This is a genomic window from Ascidiaceihabitans donghaensis (assembly GCF_900302465.1).
In the GTDB taxonomy this organism is placed as follows: domain Bacteria; phylum Pseudomonadota; class Alphaproteobacteria; order Rhodobacterales; family Rhodobacteraceae; genus Ascidiaceihabitans; species Ascidiaceihabitans donghaensis.
On the sequence record NZ_OMOR01000001.1, the window covers coordinates 1,237,789 to 1,249,517 of the forward strand.

Sequence of the window (11,729 nt, forward strand, 5' to 3'; positions counted from 1 at the left end):
CCTGTCTTTGCAAGGGTCGGGCTGTAGAGAGGACGCAGCATTTTGCCAGACCGCCGACGTAAGGAATTACCATGGGCTATAAATCAGACATCGAAATCGCGCGTGAAGCCGATAAAAAGCCGATCCAAGAGATCGGCGCCAAGCTGGGCATCGAAAGCAAAGATTTGCTGCCCTACGGCCACGACAAGGCCAAAGTCAGCCAGTCTTTCATCAACTCGGTTCAGGACCGCGCGGATGGTAAGCTGATCCTTGTGACCGCGATCAACCCCACGCCTGCGGGCGAAGGCAAGACCACGACAACAGTCGGCTTGGGTGATGGTCTGAACCGGATCGGCAAAAAGGCATGCGTTTGCATTCGCGAAGCATCCCTGGGGCCCAACTTCGGTATGAAGGGTGGTGCTGCCGGTGGCGGTTATGCGCAAGTTGTACCTATGGAAGAAATGAACCTGCACTTTACAGGCGACTTCCACGCGATCACGTCTGCGCATTCGCTTTTGTCTGCAATGATCGACAACCACATCTATTGGGGCAATGAGCTTGAAATCGACGTGCGCCGCGTTGTGTGGCGCCGCGTTGTCGACATGAACGACCGTGCTTTACGTCAGATCACCGCGTCTTTGGGTGGTGTTGCGAACGGCTTCCCACGTGAAGCGGGCTTTGACATCACGGTGGCCTCTGAGGTCATGGCGATCTTGTGCCTGGCCAACAACTTGCAAGATTTGCAAAAACGCTTGGGCGACATGATCGTGGCCTACCGCCGTGACCGCAGCCCTGTGTTTGCACGCGACATCAAAGCCGACGGCGCGATGACTGTGTTGCTGAAAGACGCAATGCAGCCAAACATCGTACAAACGCTGGAAAACAACCCCGCCTTCGTACACGGCGGCCCGTTTGCCAACATCGCGCATGGTTGTAACTCCGTCATCGCCACCACAACGGCCCTGAAGCTGGCCGACTACGTTGTGACCGAAGCTGGCTTTGGTGCGGATTTGGGCGCTGAGAAGTTCCTGAACATCAAATGCCGCAAAGCTGGTCTGTCCCCGTCCGTTGTCGTTTGTGTGGCTACAGTGCGCGCCATGAAAATGAACGGTGGCGTGGCCAAAGCTGACTTGGGTGCAGAAAATGTTGATGCGGTGAAAGCCGGTTGCCCGAACTTGGGTCGTCACATCGAAAACCTGAAATCCTTTGGTGTTCCGGTTGTTGTCGCCATCAACCACTTTGTCACGGACACGGATGCCGAAGTGCAAGCGGTCAAAGACTTTGTAGCGGCACAAGGCGCAGAAGCGGTCCTGTCGCGTCACTGGGAATTGGGATCAGAAGGCTCTGCTGATTTGGCAACCAAAGTTGCAGAACTGGCCGATTCCGGTGTTGCGAACTTTGCGCCGATCTATCCGGACGAGATGTCTTTGGCGGATAAAATCCAAACCATTGCCAAACGCATCTACCGCGCCGACGAAGCCCTTATGGACCAGAAAATCCGCGATCAGCTGAAGCTTTGGGAAGAGCAGGGATATGGCAACTTGCCGGTATGCATGGCCAAAACCCAATACAGCTTCTCAACGGATCCGTCTTTGCGTGGCGCGCCCACCGGTTTCTCTGTGCCAGTGCGTGAAGTACGCCTGAGCGCCGGTGCAGGGTTTATTGTCGCGGTTTGCGGTGAGATCATGACAATGCCGGGTTTGCCGCGTACACCCTCTGCTGAAAGCATTATGTTGAACGAAGACGGTCAAATCGAAGGCCTGTTCTAAACAAACATGTCGGGCGCAAGGGGCTTCGAACCCCTTGCGCCCGATCGCGCCTTTGGGCGCTTCATGCCTCCCGGCGGGAGGTTTATTTTGCGAGATGAATGAAGGAAGAACGTCATGGCGGCGACGGTGATTGATGGGAAGGCCTTTGCGGCCACGGTACGCGGAAAAGTTGGCGAGCATGTTGCCCGTTTGAAAGCTGATCATGGCATCACGCCCGGTTTGGCTGTTGTTTTGGTGGGTGAAGACCCGGCCAGCCAGGTCTATGTTCGTTCCAAAGGTAAAATGACCGTCGAAGTTGGCATGAAGTCTGTCGAGCATCGCTTGGATGCGGACACCTCCGAAGTCGATTTGCTGGCCTTGATTGATCAGTTGAACAATGATCCTGAAATCCACGGTATCTTGTGCCAATTGCCTTTGCCAAAGCACCTGGACGAGGATCTGGTGATCAATTCCATTTCTCCCGCCAAAGATGTGGATGGCTTTCATATTTCCAATGTGGGTTTGTTGGGCACCGGGCAGAAGTCTATGGTGCCGTGCACACCGCTTGGGTGCTTGATGATGTTGCGTGATCACCATGGGTCCATTTCCGGTATGGACGCCGTTGTTGTGGGCCGGTCCAACATTGTCGGCAAACCCATGGCGCAATTGTTGTTGAACGACAGCTGCACCGTGACAATCGCCCATTCGCGGACCAAAGATTTGCCTGATGTCGTGCGCCGTGCCGATATCGTTGTGGCTGCTGTTGGACGTCCAGAGATGATCCCCGGCGACTGGATCAAGGAAGGCGCGACCGTCATTGATGTTGGCATCAATCGCCTTGATGCCCCTGAAAAGGGCGAAGGCAAAACCAAACTGGTGGGCGACGTACATTACGAAAGCTGTGCCGCGCGCGCCGGTGCCATTACACCTGTGCCCGGTGGTGTAGGTCCAATGACCATCGCCTGCCTGTTGGCAAACACAGTTACTGCGTGTTGCCGTGCCAATGGGCTGGACGAGCCTGAAGGGTTGACCGCCTAACCCCCTGTCACCATATCAAACATGATGCGGCCGGGCAGTAAGGTAAACAGCCCAGCCAGAACAAGCGCACCGAACACAAGGGATTTCATTCCTTTTCGGTGCGCTTTTACGTTGTGAGACCGTGCGGCGCGCACATTCGCCACCAGCGAAAACAATGTGTAGATTGACAACACGTGTATTGCACTGAACGGGCCGATGTGGCGCAAACCGCTGATCCAGAAACTGCTGATCGCGACAAACCCCATACCGATGACCCACACCCAACCCAGGGTACGATGCATACGATTGCCTTTTGGCAAGGTGAACATCACGATGGTCAGCAGACACAGCGCCAATGCAACAATTGCGTGAAAGATCACAGGCATAGTGGCGGAGAGGAGTGGCGAAAACGACATGGCGCACCTATAGTTGAAGCATGATACGTTTGCTTTCCACTGCACCGGCCACCGATCAATGCATGTTGCGTCAACGCGCCATTTCCTTCGTCAATCACGAGGTTTCGTATGCCTGAACCATTGACGCATCGCCAATTGCCCAACTTTGCATTGCCGTTTTTGATTTGGTTGGTGCTGACCTTGATGGCCGCCGTTGCCGGACCGTTTGCAACGTTTGACGTCCTTAGCTTTTCGCAACGTTTGATGTATTGGGCAGCCATAATTGGCGCGTCTGTGGGGCTAAGCTGTGTTGTATCTGCGATCAGCAGCCGTGAGGAACCGATGCGTTGGGTCTTATGTTGGATCGTTTATGTTCTGGCGATCACGTCCATTGTGCACATCGTCAATTCGCTTGTTTTTACAGTTTGGAGCGGATGGGGCCAGTTTTTCTATCTATTGGGTATCGTCGCGCTTGTTGCGGCTATGGTGCACAGTCTGGTTTGGGTTCTGGAACGTAGACAACCGACTGTAGAACAAAGTGGTGACGTCGATCCGATCGATAAGTTTTTGCGGCGTTTACCGTTGGACAAACGCGGCCCGCTTGTACGGATAGAAGCACAGGACCACTATCTTAATGTCGTGACCGACGCAGGAGAGGCCCTGATTTTGATGCGCTTAAGCGATGCTATCGGGGCGCTTGGTCCTGATGTTGGGTTGCGTGTGCATCGATCGCACTGGGTGCACAAAAAGGCTGTCGCGCGATCTGCAAAACAGGACCGGCGTGATGTTTTGGTTATGCGTGATGACAGTATTGTGCCTGTCAGCAGGGGACACAAACAGGCGGCAAAGGCGGCAGGTTTGTTGTGACTTTGATTTTACACGCACAGCCCGGCGTGTGGTGTTTGCAACATGAGGTTGTGTAGAATTTTTCTAATTGCGTTTTAGGTTGAAATAGATGCGCTTTAGCATCAACTTGATCCGACCAACCGACGGATCTTTGCCTTTGACATTCGACCCTTACCAGACGTCTGCCACAGGCGGATCGTCATTCACTCAAAAAATAGCGCGGGTGCTGCCGCACTGCATGGCCTGTTTTTTTATTGCCATTGCTGCTGCGGTCGTTTTGACCGTGGCTGGACCATTTGGCACACTCGGCATGGCCAATTTCTGGACAAGCGTTGCAAATTGGCTTGGTTTGATTGCGACCAGCCTTGTCATCGCGCTGATGAGCAAGCGCATCATTTCAACTATGTTGGGAACGCAATCCGCTTTGGTGCGTGAGTTTGTCGTGGTTGTGATGACGACGTGTGTGTTCACACCCGTTTTGCACCTTTGGCTGATAACGCTGTTTTCGCCCGCCGAAGATGCTGTGCCAAGCATGGGTTATCTCTTTTTGCTGGTGCTTTTGATTTGCCTTAGCCTAAGTGTGTTGATGCTGACGGTGTCTTTGTCATTGCAAGGCCGGACAACGCCAGAAAGCCCTGCAGTACAACCAAGACTATCCAAGCGTTTGCCAGACGCATTTTCCGGCAGGATTCTGCGACTGACTGCACAAGGGCACAGTGTCATGATCCAAACCACAGAGGGCACATTCGATGTCCGGATGCGTCTGGCGGACGCCATTGACGAGATGACGGATGTTCATGGATTTAGCACCCACAGGTCGCATTGGGTTGTGGCGGATGCTGTTGCGGATGCGGCACGCGATACGTCGGGCAAGCCCCATTTGCGCATGGTCGATGGGGCGCTGGTTCCAGTATCACGCAGCTATGTTGCGGCGCTGGAAGAAGAAGGTGTGATCTAGCGCGGCATCGGCACGCGATGGGGCACCGGCCCCGTCATGATGGCCGTTGCATCTGATGCCATTAACGCTGTGATCACAGGATCGGTTGTACGCAGTCCGCCTGTGTAAGTGCCATAGGCCGGCATAATCAGGCGCAGGCTGTCCATCAAAAACGCGGCCCTCGAGATCACGCGACCCCGCAACGCCATTTGCACTTTGGGGTGATAGTGCCCCGAAATTTCGTCACGTTCGTCAGGGTTCGCAATGTGCCGGAACGTGATGCCTGCCAATGTGTAGCTGTCCATATGCGTGCCCCCCAGATCAATGGGGCCGGGATCGTGGTTGCCTTCGATCCAGATCCATGTGCGCCCGGCTTGCAGCTTTGTAATCCAAAGGCGGTCGTCTTCGGACAATGCGTTTGCTGCGGCAAGGTCATCGAAGCTGTCCCCAAGGCACACAACTGTCCGTGGGGCTGTCCGGTCCAGATCCTGTGACAACCGCAGCAGGGTATCGCCTGTGTCGTAGGGCGGGACTTGGACGCCCGTGCGCCGCGCCATACTGTCGGATTTTCCCAGATGCAGGTCAGAGACACACAAAAGACTTTGGTCCGCCCACCACAAAGCACCGGACCCTAACGCCGTCAATCGGGCTTGATTAAGTTGTGCTGCACAGCCGTTCATGTTTTGTTTCTTAGTGCCCAACCCATTAAACCGCCAGCGATTTCTTCAGCTTGTGATGGGGGGCAATCCGGCCGTTGCCATAAGGCGCGCGGCTTCTTCGGCCAACAGCTTTTCTTCTGCCATACCTTTTACGGGCACGCGTCCAACTTCCAGAAAAAGCGGGGCCGCCAACGGGGTGACGCGATCATGTGCGATAAGATCAATCCGCCCACCCACACGCGCCACCATATCTTCGATGCGACTGAAATCGATCAGGCCCTTCATGGCCTCTTCGCGGGTGATGTGCATCATGACGTGATCGGGGTCATATTTATGCAATGTGTCGTAGAGTATGTCGGATGAAAACGTGGCCTGTCGCCCCGATTTTTTCTGTTGCGGGGTGTTGCGCTGGATCAGCCCCGCGATGGTGGCAGAGGCCCGAAAAGTACGTTTCATCACAGCATTGCCAGCCAACCACTTATCCAAGCCGTCGCGCAAAGCGTCAATGTCGAATAAAGGGGCCGGGTCGGTGACGGGATCAAGCCCCCAAATCAGGATGGCGTAATCTGTCGCCAAAAATCCAAGCGGGTTCAGCCCCAATTCCTCCATCCGTTTTGTCAAAAGCAAGCCCAGCGTTTGCATGGCATTGCGTCCTGCAAACCCGTAGACGGCCGTGTGCGCGCGACCATCGTGGGGGAAGCTTTCGATCAACAAACGTCCGGGTTCTGGCAGGCGGGACACTTTGCGTTGCAAAGCCAACCATTCAGCGGTGTGGTCGGGCAGATCAGGCCAGGTGTCTTGTTGGAATTTGTGTAGTATCCGTTCGCTCAACTGTGTGGACGTCGCAAACTTGGTGCCCATGAATGTGGCAATCTTGGGCTTTTTGCCTTTGTCCCGACTGACCTCGACAGTCATTTCGCGCAGTCCCTCATACCGCACAATCTGGCCGCCAATCAAAAACGTGTCGCCGGGGGTTAGGGTGGCTGCAAAGCTTTCTTCGATTTCGCCCAATGGCTTGCCGCCACGCGCACGTTTCATGCGCACTTTCAATGTGTCGGTGTCTTGAATTGTGCCGATGTTCATACGGATATTCTGCGTGGCACGCGGATCGCGCAGCTGCCATGTGCCATCCGGGCGCTGCAAAAGGCGTTTCCATTGGTCGTAGGCGCGCAGCGCGTAGCCGCCTGTGGCGCAAAAATCGAGGCAATCGTCAAAGTCAGCCCGTGACAGAGCACTGTAGGCGCCCACGCTTTTGATTTCGGCAAACAGCGTGTCTGCATCAAAGGGGCCGGCGCAAGCTGTGATCAGGATATGTTGACACAGAACGTCACGCGGCCCCGGGCTGCGCGGTTCACCGTCCAATTGCCCTTCGCGCACCGCGTCCAGTGCTGCCACACACTCCACGACCTCAAAACGGTTGGCAGGCACCAAAAGGGCTTTGGATGGCGCGTTGTAACGGTGGTTTGCACGCCCAATGCGCTGTACCAGACGTTTGACGTTTTTGGGGGCGCCGATCTGGATGACCAAATCCACATCCCCCCAGTCGATGCCCAGATCTAGCGATCCTGTGCATACGATGGCTCGCAAATCGCCGCGCACCATGGCCTGTTCGACTTTTTCGCGTTGCACCTTGTCCAAAGACCCGTGGTGAATGCCAATGGGCAGGCTGTCCTCATTGGCAAGCCATATGTTGTGAAAATACAGCTCTGCCTGTGCGCGGGTGTTGTGAAAGATAAGCGTCGTTTTGTGTTTTTTGATTTCTTCCAGCACCGCAGGAATGGCGTATTTGCCGCCAGAGCCAGACCAGGGGGGGGCTTCATCGGTGGTCAGCATCTGAATGTCGGGGGCAGGGCCGGGATCTGCCAGCAGAATGTCACAGGGGTCGGGATGGCGGGCCAGCAGATGGGCGATGGCCGCGGGGTCTTCCACCGTAGCAGACAGTCCTACGCGCTTCATGTCCGGGCACAGGGTTTGCAACCGGGCCAGTGCCAGAAACAACTGGTCGCCGCGCTTGCTTTCGGCCAGCGCGTGGATTTCGTCGACAATGACACGTTTGAGACCGCGAAACATGCGCGGTGCATCGTCAAAGCTTGTCAAAAGAGCCAAGGATTCAGGTGTCGTCAGAAGGATGTGGGGCGGGTCCGCCCGCTGCCGCCTTTTGCGACTGGCTGGGGTGTCTCCGGTACGATCTTCCACGCGGATATCCAGGCCCATCTCTGCTATAGGCGTTGACAGATTACGTTTGATATCTGCGGCCAGCGCTTTCAACGGAGAGATATACAGCGTGTGGATGCCATCATGTGGTGACGTTGCCAAATCGGCCAATGTTGGCAAAAAGCCCGCCAAAGTCTTGCCCCCGCCCGTCGGCGCAATAAGCAGCAGTGCAGGATCCGCTGCGCGGTCCAGCATGGCCTGTTGGTGGGGGTGTACTGCCCAGCCTTTGGTGGCAAACCAGTCATGAAAGCGCTGTGGAAGTTGAACCATAGCGCATAGTTAACGCAGCCTGCGCCTATGGCCAGAGGTGGATTTTGGGAATTTTGATTTAGAAGGCGGTCAGTTGCGCGGTTTGAGGGTGCGGATGGTGTCTTGTACTTGCCGGGGCAGGCGCGTGTCGGCGCTTTGTGGTGCCCCATCCAAAGCGGATGCGACGTCTTTGACCAATATGCCGATGGTGTTGTCGTCTTGCAGTCCGTCGCGTGCGAATTCGATGTCGTTGAACCCGCTTGCGAACCAGTTTTGTCCCGAAGACGTATGGATCAAACGCAACAGCTTGCCTTCATCCAGCCCCGCTTGATCCGCCCAATCCAGAACCAACCGTGTCATGGCGGTGTTTGAGGCCGCCAGTAAATTGTTGAGCACCTTGGCCTGCATGCCCGCGCCAAAGTCACCCATATGATGCATATGTTTGCCCATGGCCAAAAACAGGTGCTGCGCCGCTTCGATGTCATCTTTGCTGCCCCCCAACATAAAACTGAGGCTGGCGCGTTCAGCGGCAACCTGTGCGCCTGACATGGGCGCATCAATCAAGGTTACATGGCTTGGAACGCGGTCGCGCAGATCCCGCACATAGCGGGGTGACAGGGTCGAGCTGATGATGATACGCGACAGCTTCGGGGCCGTTTCGACAAAGTTTTGCGATCCAAAAAGCACTTCATCGGTTTGCGGTTGATCGCGCACCACGGTGATCAGAGTTTCAAGGTCTTGGGCAAAGCGTGCAGCATCTTGCGTCACCCAGGCTGATCCTACATCGGCAACATCAAACCCTTTTGCACGCACACCCATATTGCGCAGGCTGTCCAGCATGGGACGGCCCATGCGCCCACATCCTGCGACACCGATCATTTCACAATCGTTTCATCTTTGACAAACATGTTTGCCCAAGCACGATCAATCAATTCCGGTGTCATTTGGTACGGCATGCCTTCAAACTCGCATATTGAAATCATCTGATCGATCAGAAAGATCGGCTGGTAGTTCGCATAGACGTTGTCAATAGTGGGATATTTCACTTTGAGCAAATGGACCAACGCCTTTTCGTTCAGCGGCATATTGCGTTTGCGGGCGACCATCGCAAAGATTTTGAGGAAGTTTTCCTGATTTGGCCCGTCAATTTTGATCTTGAAGAAAATCCGGCGCAAAGCCGCTTGGTCAAAGATTTCATTGGGGTGGAAGTTGGTCGAAAAGATCACCAGCGTGTCGAAGGGCACTTCGAATTTTTCGCCCGACTGCAGGGCAAGGATGTCTTTGCTTTCTTCCAAAGGCACAATCCAGCGGTTGACCAAGGCTTGGGGCGGTTCGGCTTGGCGGCCAAGGTCGTCCACGATGAAGATGCCACCGGTGGATTTCAATTGCAGCGGGGCCTGATAGGTTTTGGCTGTTGGATTGTAGACCAGATCCAACATGTTCAACGACAGCTCGCCCCCGGTGATCACGGTGGGGCGTTCGCATTTCATGTAACGTGTGTCGAACTTGCCGGATGTTTTCCGCAATACATTGGGATCGTCAACTTCGTCGGCCACAGCATTGTGCACGATAGGGTCATAAACGGTGATCACCTGGCCCGCGTATTCAATGGCGTGGGGCACATAAACCATATCCCCAAGCGCGTCACGGATGCCGTTGGAAATACTGGATTTACCATTGCCGGGGGGGCCATACATCAGAATGGAGCGCCCTGCGGAGACGGCAGGCCCAAGATTGCCAATCAACGCATCAGGCAAAACCAGATGCCCCATAGCGTTGGTCAGTTGGGCGCGCGTGACCATCAGGTTGCGTATGGACTGGCGTTTGACCTGTTCGCGGTACACATCCAAAGGCACAGGCATCGCCCCGAAGTATTCCGATTGCGCCAAAGCATCCAAAGCACGGGCTTTGCCGGCGTCTGTCAGTTGATAGCCCATTTCGTTGCCGTTGTTGGCGTTCAATGTGCCTGTGGCTTCAAGCAAACGCTGTTCACGGGCCATATCGATCAGTTCTTGCGTCACTGGGATCGGCAGGCGAAGCGCCTTTGCCAGATCAGACACCATATCAATATTTTTACGGAAGATCGTTTTCAAAAGGATGTCGCGCATCATAACGATGGGCAGCTTCATCTCTTCGATGCGTTTCGGGGCAGGGGGGGCCATTACGGCGCTGGTCTGCATGTTCATATGATCTGGCCTCGGGCGATTTGGGTCACCTTTCAACCTGACGGATTAATGCGCCCAGATTGTGACCGGGTGCGGGAATTAGCAGGGCAATTGCCTTTGGTACGGCGCCAGTTTTGGGGCACTTACGCGCCCCAGATGGCGCCCATGATCAGGTAAATCGCCAATGTGCAGCCCAAGGCCAGACCCATTGGGAATTTCTTGCCAAGGGCGTCATCCCAGCTTTGCCAATGGGGTGCTATGTTGCGCAATCTTGTATGTTTGGCCAATCGGTGTGTCGCCCAGGCCGCCAGAAGATTGGCGGCGGCGATTGCCATAACCAGACGCAAGTCGCCCATAAAAACGAAGGGGGATGCGGCCGCAATGAACTTGGAATCTCCGGCCCCCATAGCACCAACCGCGTTTAGTAATACGCAGATCACAAACACAACCACCATATAAACAAGGTGCCATGCATAGACATCAAAGGGCAATGCAACCAGTCCAACGACCACAAAAACCAAAGCCAGTGCGATCACCGTTTGGTTTGTGATCCGCATCTCGCGCATGTCTGTGAAGGCCGTGTACAGGCATAACGGCAGCACGAATGGCAAAAACCACAACGCGGCAGAGGCAGGAATATACAGCATTTAACCGTTGGAATTGTCGAGCGCGTTCAGCGCACGCACTGCGGCTTCAAAGTGCTGTGGATGGGTTTCAATGGCGTCACGCAACAGGGTCTTGCCCGTTTCAACATCGCCTTGTTTCACCGCTGACAAAGCCATTGTGTGCAACAACTGGGCGCGTTCCGTTTGGTCCATAGGAACAACAGGCAGCGCATAATTGCGCTGGGCTGCGCGTGCCAACACAAGGTTGTTCTTGGCCGTGAACAGCGATGGATCCTGACGGATGGCATCGCCAAACAAGCGTTCTGCCGCCTTGTAATCACCACGCGTCAATTTGGAATACCCCCAGTTGTTCATGATACCGGCAGGCCGGGTCGTCAGGCCCACGGCGGTTTCATAAAAGCTGTCGGACTTGGTCCATTCCTTGTTGCTGTCGGCCACCATCGCTTCAAGGCGGTAGCGTTTGAAGGTCTCAAAGGTGGGGGGCACGGTATCAAGGATTTTTTCGGCTTTGGCCCAGTCACCGGACCGGATCAGCGCATCGGCGTAATCGACGGTGTCGGATTGTGTGGCGCCTTCCATCTTGATGACTTTGGTGTAGGCCGCGGCCGCTTCGGTATAGCGTTTCGCGCGGACCAGACTGACGGCCAAACCACGTTGAAATTCCAGGCGGTCGGGGTCTTCGCCAACGGAGCGCGTGAAATACGCAACGGCCTCGTTTGGATCGGCCACAGTCAACATGACATCGGTCAGATTGGTTTCATCCACCACATTGACGTCCTGAAAGGCGCGTTCGACGGTGTCATCGGCGTTCTTTTGGGCGCATGCGGACAGGAATACTGCCCCTGCCAAAACGGTAGGTACAACGAAAGAATGGCGCATTTTTGCGTCCTTTAC

At 55.1% G+C, this 11,729-nt stretch carries 11 protein-coding genes; 4 read left to right on the plus strand and 7 right to left on the minus strand.

Annotation, left to right across the window (positions count from 1 at the left end):
* Positions 1 to 71: 71 nt before the first annotated feature.
* Positions 72 to 1,748, plus strand: a complete 1,677-nt coding sequence (locus tag ASD8599_RS06195; protein ID WP_108827727.1) for a formate--tetrahydrofolate ligase — start codon at positions 72 to 74, stop codon at positions 1,746 to 1,748.
* A 114-nt stretch (positions 1,749 to 1,862) separates the two neighbouring features.
* Positions 1,863 to 2,765 (plus strand): bifunctional methylenetetrahydrofolate dehydrogenase/methenyltetrahydrofolate cyclohydrolase FolD, encoded by a 903-nt coding sequence (gene folD / locus ASD8599_RS06200; protein ID WP_108827728.1) that lies wholly within the window; start codon positions 1,863 to 1,865, stop codon positions 2,763 to 2,765.
* Here folD and ASD8599_RS06205 read toward each other — a convergent pair.
* Positions 2,762 to 3,160, minus strand: a complete 399-nt coding sequence (locus ASD8599_RS06205; protein ID WP_108827729.1) for a DUF2306 domain-containing protein — start codon at positions 3,158 to 3,160, stop codon at positions 2,762 to 2,764. The two genes, folD and ASD8599_RS06205, sit on opposite strands and share 4 nt — an antisense overlap.
* A gap of 108 nt (positions 3,161 to 3,268) precedes the next feature.
* On the opposite strand from ASD8599_RS06205, the gene ASD8599_RS06210 reads away from it, so the two are divergent.
* Positions 3,269 to 4,006: a LytTR family DNA-binding domain-containing protein gene (locus tag ASD8599_RS06210; RefSeq protein WP_108827730.1), complete on the plus strand. Its 738-nt coding sequence runs from the start codon at positions 3,269 to 3,271 to the stop codon at positions 4,004 to 4,006.
* Positions 4,007 to 4,094: 88 nt separating this feature from the next.
* A complete protein-coding gene (locus tag ASD8599_RS06215) occupies positions 4,095 to 4,943 on the plus strand; it encodes a LytTR family DNA-binding domain-containing protein (protein WP_108827731.1) in 849 nt (282 codons plus the stop codon).
* Here ASD8599_RS06215 and pdeM read toward each other — a convergent pair.
* The 6 genes from pdeM to ASD8599_RS06245 all read right to left on the minus strand — a co-directional run bounded on the left by pdeM (position 4,940) and on the right by ASD8599_RS06245 (position 11,714).
* The gene (gene pdeM / locus ASD8599_RS06220; protein ID WP_108827732.1) at positions 4,940 to 5,602 is read right to left on the minus strand and encodes a ligase-associated DNA damage response endonuclease PdeM; all 663 of its coding nucleotides are present in this window, start codon (positions 5,600 to 5,602) and stop codon (positions 4,940 to 4,942) included. The genes ASD8599_RS06215 and pdeM overlap by 4 nt on opposite strands.
* A gap of 45 nt (positions 5,603 to 5,647) precedes the next feature.
* Complete coding sequence (locus ASD8599_RS06225; RefSeq protein ID WP_108827733.1) at positions 5,648 to 8,065, minus strand: ligase-associated DNA damage response DEXH box helicase; 2,418 nt, start codon at positions 8,063 to 8,065, stop codon at positions 5,648 to 5,650.
* A gap of 69 nt (positions 8,066 to 8,134) precedes the next feature.
* A complete protein-coding gene (locus tag ASD8599_RS06230; protein ID WP_108827734.1) occupies positions 8,135 to 8,923 on the minus strand; it encodes an NAD(P)-dependent oxidoreductase in 789 nt (262 codons plus the stop codon).
* Complete coding sequence (locus ASD8599_RS06235; RefSeq protein WP_108827735.1) at positions 8,920 to 10,230, minus strand: ATPase; 1,311 nt, start codon at positions 10,228 to 10,230, stop codon at positions 8,920 to 8,922. Before ASD8599_RS06235 ends, ASD8599_RS06230 begins: the two co-directional genes overlap by 4 nt.
* Positions 10,231 to 10,352: 122 nt before the next feature.
* Positions 10,353 to 10,853, minus strand: a complete 501-nt coding sequence (locus ASD8599_RS06240) for a prepilin peptidase (RefSeq protein ID WP_108830037.1) — start codon at positions 10,851 to 10,853, stop codon at positions 10,353 to 10,355.
* A gap of 3 nt (positions 10,854 to 10,856) precedes the next feature.
* Positions 10,857 to 11,714 carry a tetratricopeptide repeat protein gene (locus ASD8599_RS06245; RefSeq protein ID WP_108827736.1) on the minus strand — a complete coding sequence of 286 codons (858 nt, stop codon included), beginning with the start codon at positions 11,712 to 11,714 and terminating at the stop codon, positions 10,857 to 10,859.
* Positions 11,715 to 11,729: the final 15 nt, after the last annotated feature.

Coding starts and splice junctions, on each gene's coding strand:
- ASD8599_RS06230 (WP_108827734.1), bottom strand. CDS start 8,923: ATGATCGGTGTCGCAGGATGTGGGCGCATGGGCCGTCCCATGCTGGAC.
- folD (WP_108827728.1), top strand. CDS start 1,863: ATGGCGGCGACGGTGATTGATGGGAAGGCCTTTGCGGCCACGGTACGC.
- ASD8599_RS06195 (WP_108827727.1), top strand. CDS start 72: ATGGGCTATAAATCAGACATCGAAATCGCGCGTGAAGCCGATAAAAAG.
- ASD8599_RS06210 (WP_108827730.1), top strand. CDS start 3,269: ATGCCTGAACCATTGACGCATCGCCAATTGCCCAACTTTGCATTGCCG.
- ASD8599_RS06205 (WP_108827729.1), bottom strand. CDS start 3,160: ATGTCGTTTTCGCCACTCCTCTCCGCCACTATGCCTGTGATCTTTCAC.
- ASD8599_RS06245 (WP_108827736.1), bottom strand. CDS start 11,714: ATGCGCCATTCTTTCGTTGTACCTACCGTTTTGGCAGGGGCAGTATTC.
- pdeM (WP_108827732.1), bottom strand. CDS start 5,602: ATGAACGGCTGTGCAGCACAACTTAATCAAGCCCGATTGACGGCGTTA.
- ASD8599_RS06225 (WP_108827733.1), bottom strand. CDS start 8,065: ATGGTTCAACTTCCACAGCGCTTTCATGACTGGTTTGCCACCAAAGGC.
- ASD8599_RS06235 (WP_108827735.1), bottom strand. CDS start 10,230: ATGAACATGCAGACCAGCGCCGTAATGGCCCCCCCTGCCCCGAAACGC.
- ASD8599_RS06215 (WP_108827731.1), top strand. CDS start 4,095: ATGCGCTTTAGCATCAACTTGATCCGACCAACCGACGGATCTTTGCCT.